The organism is Pseudoflavonifractor sp. An44 (assembly GCF_002161675.1).
Taxonomy (GTDB): Bacteria; Bacillota; Clostridia; order Oscillospirales; family Oscillospiraceae; genus Enterenecus; species Enterenecus faecium.
This window is the reverse complement of the sequence record NZ_NFIH01000022.1, coordinates 1-13,965: the sequence shown is the minus strand read 5'-3', so window position 1 is coordinate 13,965 and position 13,965 is coordinate 1. Positions and strand designations below refer to the sequence as shown.

General features: G+C 54.0%; 17 protein-coding genes, 1 other RNA gene and 5 pseudogenes. 16 read left to right on the top strand and 7 right to left on the bottom strand.

Going from position 1 to position 13,965, the window contains the following annotated elements:
* The first annotated feature begins 150 nt into the window (after positions 1–150).
* Entirely contained in the window at positions 151–612 is a 462-nt protein-coding gene (gene smpB, locus B5F98_RS09995) for an SsrA-binding protein SmpB (RefSeq protein WP_087231465.1), read from the top strand.
* A 217-nt stretch (positions 613–829) separates the two neighbouring features.
* Positions 830–1,351 carry a peptidylprolyl isomerase gene (locus B5F98_RS09990; RefSeq protein WP_087372089.1) on the top strand — a complete coding sequence of 174 codons (522 nt, stop codon included), beginning with the start codon at positions 830–832 and terminating at the stop codon, positions 1,349–1,351.
* Positions 1,352–1,435: 84 nt separating this feature from the next.
* On the opposite strand, the gene B5F98_RS09985 is transcribed toward B5F98_RS09990, so the two are convergent.
* Positions 1,436–1,789 carry a four helix bundle protein gene (locus B5F98_RS09985; protein WP_087231631.1) on the bottom strand — a complete coding sequence of 118 codons (354 nt, stop codon included), beginning with the start codon at positions 1,787–1,789 and terminating at the stop codon, positions 1,436–1,438.
* A 91-nt stretch (positions 1,790–1,880) separates the two neighbouring features.
* Between B5F98_RS09985 and ssrA the strand changes: the two genes are divergently transcribed.
* Positions 1,881–2,226, top strand: a transfer-messenger RNA (tmRNA) gene (gene ssrA, locus B5F98_RS09980).
* Positions 2,227–2,329: 103 nt separating this feature from the next.
* Positions 2,330–2,590, top strand: a pseudogene (locus B5F98_RS09975) (terminase TerL endonuclease subunit); the annotation flags it as partial.
* Positions 2,591–2,597: 7 nt separating this feature from the next.
* Here the strand turns inward: B5F98_RS09975 and B5F98_RS09970 are convergent.
* Positions 2,598–3,164, bottom strand: a complete 567-nt coding sequence (locus B5F98_RS09970; RefSeq protein WP_087372086.1) for a flavin reductase family protein — start codon at positions 3,162–3,164, stop codon at positions 2,598–2,600.
* 125 nt (positions 3,165–3,289) lie between these two features.
* Between B5F98_RS09970 and B5F98_RS09965 the strand changes: the two genes are divergently transcribed.
* From B5F98_RS09965 to B5F98_RS13365, 6 genes and pseudogenes are all read left to right on the top strand, one after another.
* The gene (locus B5F98_RS09965) at positions 3,290–3,622 is read left to right on the top strand and encodes a helix-turn-helix domain-containing protein (RefSeq protein WP_022190709.1); all 333 of its coding nucleotides are present in this window, start codon (positions 3,290–3,292) and stop codon (positions 3,620–3,622) included.
* A gap of 148 nt (positions 3,623–3,770) precedes the next feature.
* Positions 3,771–3,989: pseudogene (locus B5F98_RS09960) on the top strand (phage tail protein); the annotation flags it as partial.
* 13 nt (positions 3,990–4,002) lie between these two features.
* Positions 4,003–4,383, top strand: a pseudogene (locus B5F98_RS09955) (hypothetical protein); the annotation flags it as partial.
* A 270-nt stretch (positions 4,384–4,653) separates the two neighbouring features.
* Entirely contained in the window at positions 4,654–4,956 is a 303-nt protein-coding gene (locus B5F98_RS09945; RefSeq protein WP_087372080.1) for a type II toxin-antitoxin system RelB/DinJ family antitoxin, read from the top strand.
* Positions 4,953–5,282 (top strand): type II toxin-antitoxin system RelE/ParE family toxin, encoded by a 330-nt coding sequence (locus tag B5F98_RS09940; RefSeq protein WP_087372077.1) that lies wholly within the window; start codon positions 4,953–4,955, stop codon positions 5,280–5,282. The genes B5F98_RS09945 and B5F98_RS09940 overlap by 4 nt, the downstream gene beginning before the upstream one ends.
* 94 nt (positions 5,283–5,376) lie before the next feature.
* Positions 5,377–5,910 (top strand): annotated as a pseudogene (locus B5F98_RS13365) (phage tail protein); the annotation flags it as partial.
* Between the two features lie 380 nt (positions 5,911–6,290).
* Here the strand turns inward: B5F98_RS13365 and B5F98_RS09930 are convergent.
* Entirely contained in the window at positions 6,291–6,644 is a 354-nt protein-coding gene (locus B5F98_RS09930) for a helix-turn-helix domain-containing protein (protein ID WP_087372074.1), read from the bottom strand.
* A gap of 150 nt (positions 6,645–6,794) precedes the next feature.
* Here B5F98_RS09930 and B5F98_RS09925 point away from each other — a divergent pair, with 150 nt between their 5' ends.
* From B5F98_RS09925 to B5F98_RS09915, 3 genes are read left to right on the top strand one after another with little or no spacing between them, the layout of a single operon-like run.
* Positions 6,795–7,298: a flavin reductase family protein gene (locus tag B5F98_RS09925; protein ID WP_087372072.1), complete on the top strand. Its 504-nt coding sequence runs from the start codon at positions 6,795–6,797 to the stop codon at positions 7,296–7,298.
* A 28-nt stretch (positions 7,299–7,326) separates the two neighbouring features.
* Entirely contained in the window at positions 7,327–8,016 is a 690-nt protein-coding gene (locus B5F98_RS09920) for a radical SAM mobile pair protein A (RefSeq protein WP_087372069.1), read from the top strand.
* Positions 8,004–8,915, top strand: coding sequence for a radical SAM mobile pair protein B (locus tag B5F98_RS09915; protein ID WP_087372066.1), 912 nt, complete (start codon positions 8,004–8,006; stop codon positions 8,913–8,915). The genes B5F98_RS09920 and B5F98_RS09915 overlap by 13 nt, the downstream gene beginning before the upstream one ends.
* A 127-nt stretch (positions 8,916–9,042) precedes the next feature.
* Here B5F98_RS09915 and B5F98_RS09910 read toward each other — a convergent pair whose 3' ends face one another.
* The 3 genes from B5F98_RS09910 to B5F98_RS09900 form a co-directional block, all read right to left on the bottom strand.
* On the bottom strand, positions 9,043–9,243 hold the full coding sequence (locus B5F98_RS09910; RefSeq protein ID WP_087372064.1) for a hypothetical protein: 201 nt from the start codon (positions 9,241–9,243) through the stop codon (positions 9,043–9,045).
* 105 nt (positions 9,244–9,348) lie between these two features.
* A complete protein-coding gene (locus B5F98_RS09905; RefSeq protein WP_087372061.1) occupies positions 9,349–9,570 on the bottom strand; it encodes a hypothetical protein in 222 nt (73 codons plus the stop codon).
* A 414-nt stretch (positions 9,571–9,984) separates the two neighbouring features.
* Positions 9,985–10,200 (bottom strand): YlcI/YnfO family protein, encoded by a 216-nt coding sequence (locus tag B5F98_RS09900; RefSeq protein WP_087372058.1) that lies wholly within the window; start codon positions 10,198–10,200, stop codon positions 9,985–9,987.
* A 282-nt stretch (positions 10,201–10,482) separates the two neighbouring features.
* On the opposite strand from B5F98_RS09900, the gene B5F98_RS09895 reads away from it, so the two are divergent.
* The 3 genes from B5F98_RS09895 (at position 10,483) to B5F98_RS09885 (ending at position 12,738) form a co-directional block, all read left to right on the top strand.
* Positions 10,483–11,313, top strand: coding sequence for a DUF5131 family protein (locus tag B5F98_RS09895; RefSeq protein ID WP_242961651.1), 831 nt, complete (start codon positions 10,483–10,485; stop codon positions 11,311–11,313).
* A gap of 148 nt (positions 11,314–11,461) precedes the next feature.
* The gene (locus tag B5F98_RS13535) at positions 11,462–11,842 is read left to right on the top strand and encodes a helix-turn-helix transcriptional regulator (protein WP_087372055.1); all 381 of its coding nucleotides are present in this window, start codon (positions 11,462–11,464) and stop codon (positions 11,840–11,842) included.
* 110 nt (positions 11,843–11,952) lie between these two features.
* Positions 11,953–12,738 carry an inositol monophosphatase family protein gene (locus B5F98_RS09885; protein WP_087372052.1) on the top strand — a complete coding sequence of 262 codons (786 nt, stop codon included), beginning with the start codon at positions 11,953–11,955 and terminating at the stop codon, positions 12,736–12,738.
* 83 nt (positions 12,739–12,821) lie between these two features.
* Here the strand turns inward: B5F98_RS09885 and B5F98_RS09880 are convergent.
* Positions 12,822–13,965 (bottom strand): annotated as a pseudogene (locus B5F98_RS09880) (FIVAR domain-containing protein); the annotation flags it as partial.

Genomic DNA, 13,965 nt, shown 5'->3' with positions numbered 1-13,965 from the left:
TTAACCATTCCCCCATAATTTTGTCAATGGAAGGGGAAGGATTCCCGGCACAGAACGGGCTTTTTTTACGCTTTCTCCTCCCTTCTCCCCCTTGCAGGGTGGGCAAATCCGTGGTATACTGTTACCCTGCCCAGAGAGGAGGTGTCCCGGGTGGGAAAGCAATCGGTGAAACAGCTGGCCTCGAACCGAAAGGCCTTTCACGACTACTTCATTGAAGACAAATACGAAGCCGGCATTGAGCTGTGCGGCACGGAGGTCAAGTCCATCCGCAAGGGAAATGTGAACCTGAAGGACTCCTTCTGCATCGTCAAAGACGGAGAGATGTTCCTCCACGGGATGCATGTCTCCCCCTATGAACAGGGCAATATCTTTAATAAGGACCCCCGGCGCACCCGGAAGCTGCTGCTGCACAAGCGGGAGATTCTAAAGCTCCACGCCAAGGTCCAGCAGGACGGGTACTCCCTCATTCCCCTGTCGGTCTACCTCTCCGGTCCCCGGGTGAAGGTGGAGCTGGCAGTGGCCCGAGGCAAAAAACTGTATGACAAGCGAGAGGCGGCCGCCAAACGGGACGCCAAGCGGGAGATGGACCGTGTTTCCCGCGGACGTTATTGAGGACCTGTCATTATAAGCGATCAAACATCGCCTGAACGAACCTTTTCCCGCCAGACTGCGTTGCTTTCCCTTGTCATACACAAAGTATGACTTCGTAAAAGCGCCTTGTCTGACAGAAAAATCTCTCGTCCATTCGATATTCTCTGCCTATAAGGCCAGGTCCTAGGGTATCAACCCAATGACATATTAAATTAATATACGGAAAGGGGAAATTCCCATGGCTCAAAATCCCATTGTCACCTTTGAAATGGAGAACGGCGGCATCATGAAGGCCGAGCTGTACCCCGAGGTGGCTCCCAACACCGTCAACAACTTCATCTCTCTGGTGAAGAAGGGCTTCTACAACGGCCTCATTTTCCACCGTGTCATTCCCGGCTTCATGATTCAGGGCGGCGACCCCCAGGGCATCGGCATCGGTGGCCCCGGCTACTCCATCAAGGGTGAGTTTGCCCAGAACCGTTTCAAGAACGATCTGGCCCACGACCGTGGCGTGCTGTCCATGGCCCGCTCCATGCGGCCTGACTCCGCCGGAAGCCAGTTCTTCATCATGGTGGAGAAGGCTCCCCACCTGGACGGCGCTTACGCCGCCTTCGGTAAGGTTATCGAGGGCATGGAAGTGGCCGACGGCATCGTGTCCACCAAGCGGGACTACAACGACAAGCCCCTGGAGGACCAGCGCATGAAGGCGGTCACTGTGGAGACCTTCGGCGTAGAGTATCCCGAGCCCGAGACCCTTTAAATGAATAACGAAGAATGAATAATGAAGAATGCAGGCCCTTGGGCGTGTTATTCTCCCAGGGCCTGCATCTTTTCGTTTCATTCTTTATTTCTGATCTCGTGCAGTTCGTACACTGGAAATGAGTAATCGTTTCAGTTCCAGGCAATCCTCATTGAGGGACTTTCCCATGGACTCCTCCAGATAATTGGTCTGGGTGAGCAAAAGCAGCCAATATTCTGTCTCTGCGGCCTCCTTGAGTGCAATTTGCAGCTTTGCCGCAAAATCTACTTTACTCTGACCGTAATTTGCCTCGTAGATGTTGGCCCCGATACTGGTCCCGGAACGCAGAATTTGCTTGGAAAGGATATACTCTTTCTTTTGTTCGGTTAAATATCGGTACAGCCCCACGATACGTACTGAGAACGCCAAAGATTTCGTCTTCAACAAATTTTCTTTCATCTTCTCCCTCCCTGACGCTATCATAATATAGCACACCAGTTCTTTCAACAACCCATTCTTCATTTTTCATTATTCATTCTTCACTTGAAATGGGGGCGTACTGGTTTCGACGGGGACTAGGAAGCAGGATAAGCGGGTGGCGGCGCCCAGCCGCCTTAAAATGGGCAACTTATAAATTAAAGAACAACGATAACGTCGTTCTCGCCGCTGCTTAATGCGGCCGTCCCTGCCGGAAGGACCACGAGCCGGCCGGGGCGTCATCTTAGTGGTGCCCGTGCGTACGGAAAGAGTTGACCGTGCCACGCATCATGACTCTACCAACCTGCGCAGTGTGACGATTCACGGCGTGGGAAGGGAATGTAAATAACCGTCTGCACCCGGAGAAAGTCCTGTGGAATGGTTTTCGGACAGGGGTTCGATCCCCCTCGCCTCCACCAAAACCCCAACATGTTGCGGCGCAACGTGTTGGGGTTTTTCCTTACTCCTGCAACGGTTTCCCGTCTTTCTTCCCGTGTATCTTTTTTTCATCCCGTGTAACTTATGTCCCCGCCCACCAAGGAGCTGATGAAGCTGGTGCTGGAGGAACGCATCGCCCATGGCGGTCATCCCGTCCTCCGCTGGATGATGGACAACATCTACATCCGCACCGACCCGGCGGGGAACATCAAGCCGGACAAGGAAAAATCCACAGAAAAAATCGATGGCGCCGTTGCCACCGTTATGGCCCTTGATCGGGCCATCCGATGCGGCAACGACACCAGCGAGTCGGTCTATGACAGCAGAGGGCTGCTGTTCATTTGATATGGTTTTATTTTTTTAACTTCAAGCCATCTTTAAATGCTTCTCCTACACGGTCAGTTACTTTATAATAGCCGTGTGTATAGGGGTCAAATGCGATAGCGTTCACCAGTGAAATATCCAGCTTACCATCCCGAAGGACGCTTTCATCGGCTGTGACTTTTACTACCTTGCCAATCACGCCGCATCCATACTCGTTGCTCTGATACTCAATGAATTTGCATTCCAGACAAAGAGGGAACTCATTGATTACAGGGGCATCTACCGTCTCCGCTTTTGTTGCGGTGAGACCCGCCTGACCCAATTTATCCGAAACACGGTTACCGGAAACAACGCCAAAGTAGTCAGCCTCCACAACGTGGGCGGCATCGGCAATGCTGACGGTAAATCCGCCACGCGTTTTGATATTCTTTACGGTTTTGTGACTCTCAGTCAGGTTTAGCGCGACAGTATCGCGCTCCTGCATTGTTCCCCAGGCGGCATTCATCACATTTACAGTTCCATTCTCGTTATAGGTGGCTACCATCAGAACAGGCATGGGGAAAATGCCTTCAGTAATTTTCAATTCTTTTCTCATGCTGCTTGCCTCGCTTTTTTACAGATTGACACCTACGGTGCTTTCCCTTATAATTATAGCCAGTAGCAAACAAAATTCAAGTACTGGCATTTGAGAAAGGTACTATCCTAAAAGGAAGTGTGACAATGATTCGTAACTACATCGAGAATGCGAATTTTGAGGATACTGGCTTCAGCTACACCATGTCGCTGATTTCCGGCAAGCACAAAATGGTGATTCTCTATTGTTTGATGGAGTTTGAAATCGTGCGGTTCAATGAACTGAAACGCTATCTGGGAAATGTATCCGATAAGACTTTAAGCACAAACCTGAAAGAGTTAGAATCAGCTCATCTCGTAGAGCGAAAAGAATATCCGCAAATTCCGCCAAAAGTAGAGTACTCTCTCAGTGAGCGGGGCAAGTCACTTATGAAAATTTTAGACCAGCTCTGCACATGGGGAGAGGAAAACAGGGTGTAATCTTTTCTCAATTTAAAAGTATTCTAAGCATCTATCGAAAGGTAGGTGCTTTTCTTATGCCCATTTTTAAGGATGGTGATGTGTATGGGCATCTTTTCCGGCTTGTTCAAATCCCGCGACAAGCCCCAGAACCGGACATCCGGCAGTGATTCCCGCCACCAACCTCACCACCAAGGGCGAGAGCATTGAATTTTCCACCCCTTCCATTGAAGGCACCGTGACCCGCCGCAACAAGGTGGACGGTCAGGGTAAGCACCCCTGGAAGGCGGAGGTCTCCGAGGACGATACCGGCGTGCTGCCCGCAACCATCTCCGGCTGGTACGAAGAGGTGTATGAGCCGGACTACAGCACGTTGGAAACCGCATAAGGAGGACTGACCCATGAGCAAAGAGCGAAGCGCCGCCATCACCATCGGCGGCAAGGAGTATGATCTGGTGCTCACCACCCGCGCCACCAAGGAGATCGCCGGACGCTACGGCGGTCTGGAGAACCTGGGCGACAGGCTGATGAAGTCCGAGAACTTTGAAATGGCGCTTGATGAGATCATCTGGCTCATCGCCCTGCTGGCCAATCAGAGCGTGCTGATCCACAATCTCCAGCACCCGGAGGACAAAAAGGAACCGCTGACCCAGGATGCCGTGGAGCTGTTAACCTCTCCCTTCGAGCTGGCGGGGTACAAGGAAGCCATCATGGAAGCCATGTACAAGGGCACCAAGCGGAATATCGAAAGCGAGACGGACTCAAAAACGTGGAAGTCGGGTAACAGACGCCGAGCTGTTTACCCGGCTTTTCTATTACGGTACCGCCCAGCTGGGGTTTACCCCGGAGGAAACCATGCTCCTGCCCTTTGGCTTGCTGCTGGATCTGTGGGAGTGCCACAAGCAGTTCCTCGGTCTGGCGAAGCCCAAGCGGGAGCTGACCATTGACGATGTGATTCCCTACGGGATTTGAATAATGTATTGCTTTTGTCCGCACAATAGAGTATAATAGAGACGAAAAAGAATACACAAATCCCGAAAGGAGTCTTGGATATGGCAAAGTCGGCAAATCTGTATGCGCGCATTGAGCCGGAGGTCAAGGAACAGGCGGAAGCCATCCTCAGCGCCCTGGGCATCCCGGCATCCAATGCCATCACCATGTTCTACAAGCAGGTTATCCTCCAGCGGGGCTTGCCCTTCGAGGTAAAGCTCCCGGAGCACCCGCTGGACATCAGCCGCATGACCGCCGAGCAGCTGGACACGGGACTGGAGAAGGGCTACGCCCAGATGAAGGCTGGGCAAACCATCCCGGCAAAGCAGGCGTTTGACGAGTTGCGGGGAGAACTGGGCGTATGAGCTATGAGGTGACGCTGACCCCGGAAGCAAAACACGATCTGCGGGAAATCTACCGCTACATCGCAGTGGAGCTTCAGTCGGAGCAAAACGCCAACGGCCAGCTGGACCGCTTGGAAGAAAACATCCTCAAGCTGGACGAGATGCCGGAGCGGTTCCGGGTCTACGACCGGGAACCATGGCACAGCCGCAACCTCCGGGTCATGCCGGTGGACAATTACCTGGTGTTCTACATCCCAGACCACCAGGTAAAAACCGTCACGGTGCTCCGAATCATGTACGGCGGGCGGGATATTGACCCCCAGCTCCGAAAAATGCAAGGAAACTGAATCGAGTTTTGGAAAGAGTCGAGTCATCGGCTCTTTTCTTTTGCCTGGAGAAATCCGGGCTTTTTTTATGCCATTTTGAAGGAGGTGACCACGGATGGCGGATAACTTTGGCCTGAAAATCGGGCTGGAGGGCGAAAAGGAATTCAAGAAGGCGCTGGCGGACATCAACCAGTCCTTCAAAGTCCTCGGCTCTGAAATGAAGGTCGTTCAGTCCCAGTTTGACAAAAACGATGATTCCGTGGAAGCCCTCACCGCACGGAACCAGGTGCTGGGTAAGGAAATCGATGCCCAGAAGAAGAAAATCGAGACCCTGCGCAAGGCCCTGGAGAACGCTTCCACCTCCTTCGGGGAAAACGACCGGCGCACCCAGCAATGGCAGATCCAGCTCAACAATGCCCAGGCCGCTCTGAACAATATGGAGCGGGAGCTTGAGCAGAACCAGAGGGCCATCGACTCCATGGGCGATGAGATGCGGGATGCCGCCCAGCAGACGGACAAGTTCGGTGATGAGATCGATGACGCAGCCGACAAGACCGATAAGGCTTCCGGCAAACTGGAGAAGGTCGGCTCCGTCCTCAAAGGCCTGGCGGTCACGGCGGGTGCCGCTGTTGCCGCCGCCGGCGCCGCCCTCGCCGGGCTGACCAAGAGCTTCCTCGACCTGGCGGAGTCCACACGGGAATACCGGGAGGACCAGGCCACTTACCTGGAACGGTACAACGGCCTGGCAGAACGGTACGAAACCGCCAAGGCCAAGCTGGAACAGCTCCAGGCGGTGACGGCAAAGCGGGAAGCCAAGGCCGAGGACATCGGCGGCTTTATGTTCGAACTGGCGGAGTACGGAGAGTCCCTCACGGAGTTTGATGACCGGCTCTGGCTCACGGTCATCGACACTGTGACCGTCCACCGGGACGGGCGGATGACCTTTAAGTTCCAGACGGGGCATGAGATACTTGAATAAGAATCAATTTTGTTAAAAAAGGGGGCGGAAGGTTTCCGTCCCCTTTACTATTATGGAATGTATTTCATCCCCCACTGTGAAATAGCATAAAACACTGGCAATAAGTCCTGCCCTTTCTCTGTGAGGGAATACTCCACCCGCAGCGGCATCTCATTATATTGAATGCGCTGCACCAGTTCATCCTTTTCCAATTCTTTGAGGGCATTGGTCAGCGCCGTATTGGTGATGGGTTGTAGCATCTTTTTTAGCTCCCCAAAACGCATAGGGGATTTGATACACAGCTCATAGAGAATTTGGAGTTTCCATTTGCCCTGGAGCATCTGCACCACCGGCATGACAGGGCAGTTTCCACCCTCGGTAAGAATGATGTCGCTTACCTTTTCTTTGAATTCCTCGTAAGTCATTGTTGATTCCCCACTTTAGACAGGTATTGTTTTTGATACCAGGTACAAACAATTTGCGTACTTGATTTATTATGACAATCAAGTATAATAATTGTACCAACAGAAGCTGGATATGTCAATCTCCAAATCACTCTGAAAGGATGAAACACGATGAGAGAACTGAACATTATGGAGGCCACTGTCTATTCTTCCCCCAATCCGCTGACTTTGATCTGTTCTTTGAATGAAGATGGCACCACCAACCTGGCCCCCATCTGCTTTGTCTCCTATCTCTCTTTCAACCCGCCGATGGTGGGATTCGCCGCCGGAAAGCAGTCCCACACCGGCAAGCGTGTGCGCGAGACCGGAAAAGTCATCATCACAATTCCCGGCGAAAGCCTGGCGAGTGCGGTGATGGCCTGCGGTGGCTCCACCGGCGCCACCACCAACAAGGTAGATGAGAACCACATTGAAATGAAAACGGTAGACGGCAGCGACATTCAGATTCCGGCTGACACCCGGCTGGCAATGATAGCCACCTTGCAGCAGTCCGTGGAGGTGGGAGACCACATCCTGCATATCTGCCAGGTAGACAAGTTCCTGGGGGATGAGGACAAAAAGGGTCTGTATGCCTGGAACGGCTTTGGAAAGGTCGCGCCTACGGCAGAAGGCTGAATCTTAAAACAGGAAGGAGGCGTCAGCGGTGGCTGTCTGCATCAAAGACTGTATTCAGAACATGAATCTGGTGATCGGCTGTACCATCGGTTGTAGCTACTGCTACGCCAGAAACAATGTCCGCCGGTTCCATACGATCGATGACTTTGAAAATCCGGAGTTTTTCCCCAATAAGCTACGGCTGATGGAGAAGAAGCGCCCTCAAAATTTCCTGCTCACCGGCATGAGCGATTTTGCCCACTGGCAGTCAGCATGGCGGGATCAGGTATTTTCCAAAATGGCCGAAACCCCACAGCATCAATATCTGTTCCTGACCAAGAGACCGGAGGACATCGTCTTTTCCACTCCATTAGACAACGCCTGGTTCGGCGTGACTGTGACCTCCGGCAGGGAAAAAGTCCGCATCCAGACTTTACGGGAGTATATCCGCGGCGGACATTACCATGTGACCTTTGAACCCATGTTTGATGACATCGGTACAGTAGACCTCACTGGCATCGAGTGGATCGTCATTGGTACTGAGACTGGACGCAGGAAGGGCAAAGCCGTCTCCAAACCGGAGTGGGTGTGGAATTTGACCGATCAGGCCCACGCCCTTGGTATTCCTGTGTTCATGAAGGAAGACCTGCTCCCCATCATGGGGGAAGAACAGATGGTGCAGGAGCTGCCCCCGGCCTTCTGCCGGGTATTGGAGGAACAGAAAGCATGGCGGAAATAGTGGAAAGCGGTGTCCTGATCCGGGATGTGGAAACGAAAAATATCATGACCAAATCCACCCTTCCAGTGGGCGGCTATTCGGTGAACCCCTATGTAGGCTGCACCCACGGCTGTAAGTACTGCTACGCCTCGTTTATGAAGCGATTTACCGGGCATACCGAACCGTGGGGCACCTTTCTGGATGTGAAACACTGGCCTGCCATTAAAAATCCCCGGAAGTATGCCGGGCAGCGTGTGGTCATCGGCTCGGTGACAGACGGATACCTGCCTCAGGAGGAGCAGTTCGGCAATACCCGCAGGCTGTTGGAGCAGCTGAAAGGCAGCGGCGCGGAGATTCTGATCTGTACCAAATCCGACTTGGTGGTGCGGGACATCGACTTGCTGAAAGAGATGGGAAAAGTCACTGTTTCCTGGTCGATCAACACCCTGGATGAGGATTTCAAAAACGATATGGACAGTGCCGTCAGCATCCAGCGGCGGTTGGACGCCATGAAGCAGGTCTATGACGCGGGAATCCGAACCGTCTGCTTCATCGCCCCGGTTTTTCCCGGCATCACGGATTTCGAGGCCATCTTCCACCGGGTCAAGGACCAGTGCGACCTGGTGTGGCTGGAAAATCTGAATCTGCGGGGCGGCTTCAAAAAAGACATCTTAGCCTATATCCAGGAGAAATACCCTGACCTCATGCCGCTGTACAACGCCATCTATACCAGAGGAGACAGGGGCTATTTCCGGGAGTTGGAGGAGCGGGCAGAGCGCCTTGCGAGAGAATATGATTGTCCCTTTGTGGACAACGAACTCCCCTACGGCCGGGCAGAGCCGGGGCATCCGGTCATCGTGGATTACTTTTATCACGAGGAAGTGCGCGGCTCGGAGAACACCGGCCTCAGGAATCGGTGAACCCCCTTGGCGCAAAGTGAACCCCCTAACGCAAAAGGGGGTTCACTTTGTATCACAATTCGGGTCATTTGCCAAAAATCCCGAACGCAAATGCGTTCGGGATTTTTACTTATTACCTCTTCACTATTCACTTTTCACTAACTTCTACTGCCCCCTGGGCTTTCTTCTTGGCTTCGATTTCATTGAGTATCTCAGCCTTCACCTCCTCAAAATGCCTCCAGAATGCCGCCCGTTCCTCCTCTGTCTTAGGTTTGGGATCTTTGATTTTCATCCCGTACAGATCCTCCAGCATCTTCTTCAGCTTTAGAGTTTCTGCTTGTTCGTCCATAACCGATCGCTTCTTTCTGTTTTTCTTTATCCTATGGCAGCGCTGCCGTCCATGTCAAGAATCTTTGCTCGCATCCCCTTCACATCCACTGGAAGGATAGTTATTTCAATCATCCCACTCAGGATAATCCGGCGCCCATTCCACATATCCCGACTCCTGATATTTCCTTTGTGCGTTGTGTCTTTGCTGGTGCGTCTTGTGGTTGGGATTAAGCTGATTGCTGTGATGATTCAAGTTTGCTTGATAAGCCTTATTATTGGGGTTATTTTGATTGGCCCAGGCATTCAGCTGTTCTTGCGTATGGGTCTTTCCAGACACTTTTTTCATAATAAACCTCCTTTCTGAGCCAAAAAAACACGCCCCTCTGTCCTGGGCGTGGAAGCAAATACCTATTTATATTGCTTTACACGCACCAAAACAAAGCCAAGGAACCATGTTCTTTGGCTCGATTTTTGTCGTGTAAAGCTGTGAAACATAGGGGAACTACTAAAAGTCACACACAACTACTTTCTCAATTCATAACGAGCATCTGAAAGAATTGATGAGTTTCACGGTTTACTCGTTTCATTGTAAGACATCCAAAGTTAACCCCAAGCCTGTTTTATGTGCTCGTTACATAAAGACGCAGCTGTTTGAAAACTGATAAGAATGTCCAAGTTCAATATAGTACTAAAATGCGAAAAAGTCAACAGAAGAAGGACCGCAAGTTTGATTCCAATCCCATCAAACTGCGGGCCTTCTTTATGTTTTCCCGTTAGGCTTCACATTTACATCCTGACACGACGCATCCCCTTCGCGGATATCCTCCAGGGCCGAGCGGACTGCGGCAATCACAAAAGCTGAAAATGTGCAATTTTTACCCTGAATTGCCTGTTCCACCTCTTCTACGACATCACTGGGAAAACGAATGGTCTTGTTGACGGTGGGCGGCGTGGACGGTATCTCAAATCTGGCCATAGATGTTTCCTCGCAATGCTTTTGTATTGCAATTAGTCTATCCCACGATTTCCGGAAAGTATGCATTGCATTTGCAATGCATACTTGGTATGATGGAAGCGAGGTGATATCTTGCGGCCCTCTGTTACTTCTTCCTGCCTGGCTTCACATTCACATCCGGTCGGATGGTTCCGTCAATTTTCCCGAGTTCCCGCTTAATGGTAAGATGTTCGTGACTCCTCCTTGACGCTCTCCCATCCAAAACTTATACTGTATCTACCCATACCCCTGGAGGAAGGAGGAATGCCCACCATGAGCCGGGATATCTGGAACCCCTGGCACGGCTGCCGCAAGTTCAGCGAGGGCTGCGACCACTGCTACATGTTTTACCAGGACAGCCAGCGGGACCGCTTTGGCGGCGACATTTACAAGGTCAAAACCAATTTCAATCTGCCCTTGAAAAAGGACCGACAGGGCAACTATAAAATCAAGAGCGGGGAATCCCTCCGGGTATGCATGACCAGCGACTTCTTTCTGGAAGAGGCGGACCCGTGGCGGGACGAGGTGTGGGACATGATCCGCCAGCGCTCTGACATCCACTTCTTCCTTCTGACCAAGCGGGCCCACCGCATCCGGGAGTGCCTACCCTGGGACTGGCTGGACGGCTGGGACCACGTGTCCCTGAATGTCACGGCAGAAAACCAACGGCGGGCCGACGAGCGGCTCCCCATCCTCCTGGACATTCCCGCCAAACACAAGGGCGTCATGGTAGCCCCCTTTCTAGGTCCGGTGGATTTGGCCCCCTACCTAGCCACTGGGCAACTGGAGCATGTGATTGCAGACGGGGAAAACTACGAAGGAGCCAGGCCCTTGCACTATGAATGGGTAAAACAGCTCTATGACCAGTGCCGACAATATCAGGTGCCCTTTACCTTCTTTGGCACCGGGGACCGTTTTGTCAAAGACGGGAAGGCGTATCACATCTGCAAAGCCTATCAGCATGTGCAGGCCCTGCGCTCCGGGCTGCAATATCCCGCCCCAGCTCAGGAGGTTCCCCTGCAAAAGCGGTGCGCCACCTGTGCCCGGCGTGAGACCTGCAACGGGTGCCGCTGGTGCGGCCGATGCCAGCCCTAGCAGCGTCCCATGGAAACAAGCTTCCACATGGGACGCTTTTTTCGTGGAAATCTTTTGTTTCCTCCCCACGCAACAAATCATTGCTTGCCATTTGGGGGTCTTCTCCCCTATCATAATAGGGAACTCCCCAGAAAAGGAAGGTGCCCGTATGGTTGGCAAGAACATCAAAAAATTTCGCACAGCAAAACAGATGACCCAGGACGAGCTGGCCCAGCAGCTCAACGTGACCCGTCAGGCGGTGTCCAATTGGGAGAACGGCAAGACCCAGCCGGACATTGAGACCCTCCACAAAATCGCTGAGATTTTGGACGTCACCATCGAAGAGCTGATCTACGGAGCCAAGCAGACCACCACCATCGTGAAGAATACCACCGTGCAAAACGCCACCAAGGGGCTGTCCTTTGGCGCTGCCCTGGCCATGGTGATCTCCTATGTGAACTGGCACTCCATCGGGTGGGCCATCTTCCACGGGCTGCTGAACTGGGTCTATGTGATCTATTACGTGCTTCGGTATGGGTGGAACGGATGACCTTGGCAATATCCTTTTCTCTTCATCTCCCTCCCGCCCCTTTACATCCTCCCTCCTCCGGGGTTATACTGTCCTCACAGAATCACCCCACTGCGAGAGGAGACATTCCCATGCACACAGACATTGATATCCAAGCCCTCATGGAGCTGGTCCGCCAGGCGGGCAAGCTGCTCTACGACCGGGAGGGCTCTACCCACATCCGCAAGAAGGGCCGGGCGGACTACGTGACCCAGGTGGACATGGCCGTCCAGGGCTTTTTCGGGGAAGAACTGCCCAAGCGCTGGCCCCACATCCAGTTCATGAGCGAGGAGCAGTCCAACGCCCATCTGGACCCCAACGCCCCCATGTGGATTTTAGACCCGGTGGACGGCACCTGCAACCTCATCCATGACCTGGGCATGAGCGCCATCTCTCTGGCCCTGGTGGAAGGTGGCCAGGTCATGCTGGGCATCGTATACAACCCCTTCAACGGAGAGATGTTCCACGCCATCCGGGGACAGGGCGCCTTCCGCAACGGCGAGCCCATCCACGTCAGCGACCAGCAGGAGCTGGCGGACAGCCTCATTGCCATCGGCACCAGCCCCTACCAAAAGCATCTGGCAGAGGGTAACTTCGCCCTGTTCCGCCGCCTGTTCGAGGTGGGCGCTGACATCCGCCGCATGGGCACCGCCTCCCTGGACCTGGCCTATGTGGCCTGCGGCCGGATGGACGCCTACCTGGAACGGGGCCTGAAGCCCTGGGACTTCGCCGCCGGAATCCTGCTGGTGGAAGAGGCCGGAGGTCAGGTACGGGACTACCAGGGCAACCCCCTCATCCCCACCCAGCCCAGCGACATGTTCGCCCACAACGGCCCCATCGGCGCCCGCATCGCTGAGGCGGTCTCACTGGAGTTCTGAGGACACCCGTCATTCATTTCTATCAAAGGCATAAAAAGAACGGTCAGCTGACGCTGACCGTTCTTTTTTCTGAAACTGGGAAATTAGCCGCGGTTCTTGCGGGCCACGACAGTGGCGCCGGACAGCAGGCACACAGCGGCAGCCAGAGCCACCACGTACACCATCACCTGAGCGGAGTCGCCAGTCTGGGGCACGTTGTTCTCGGGCTTCTCGGTGGTCTGAGGCTTGTCAGTGGTCTGAGGCTTATCGGTAGCCTCGGGCTTGTCGGTGGTCTCAGGAGCGCCACCGGCGGTGAGGCCGTTCATGGCGTCGCTCAAAGCAGCCACAGCGGCGTCCACGGTAGCCTGGTCGCCCTCAGAGAGAGACTCGTTGGCCATGACAGCCTGAGCGTTGGCCAGAGCGGTGCGGAAGGTGGCCACGGACTCGGCGGTGTAGCCGTCCAGGTTGATGCCCTCGGCCTTACCGATGAGATCCTCCAGGATGGACTTGTCCGCCTTGAAGCGCTGGGCCAGGATGGCGTTGAACAGGGCATCTGCCACGGGCTGGATGTCCTCGTCCATGGCATCACCGTCAGCGTCCACTTCCTTGGCAGCAGCCAGAGCGTCCACCAGGGTCTGCCAGTTGTCCTGGACGTACTTGTCCTGGTCGGGGATCATGCTCTCAGCCTTGGCAATCAGCTGCTCCAGCATGGTCTTGTCACCCTGGGTGAGGCCCAGGCCCCAGATGCCCTCCAGCAGGGCGTCCCAAGCGGCGTCGATCTCGTCCTGAGTGGCGTTCTCCTTGTCCAGCACGATCTTGGCGTTGGCCAGAGCGGTCTCAAAGGCGGCCTTGGCGGTGTCAGTGACGCCCTCGGTGGACAGGGTCAGAGCGTAGTCATAGGTCTTCTGCAGCAGGACCTTGCTGCCGGCAATGATGGGGTGCACATTGCGCTCGGCCGTCTCGGGCAGAGTGGAACCGAAGGCGGCGATGACGTCGGCCACTTCTTCTGCCACGCTGGCATCGGTCTGAGCCTGGGGCACGTCGCTCCAGATGCAGAACATGGCGCCCACGGGGTCCTCGATGGTGCCGCCCATGAAGTTGTTGATGTCAAACTTGCTGGCCTTGTCCACGGTGCACTTGTTGCCGCCCACGATCCAATACCAGTCGCCGTGGGTGTTCACCAGCTGGTGGCCCTGCTCAGCCAGGAAGGCGGGCTTGGCCACGTCATAGCCCCACCAACCGGAGGAC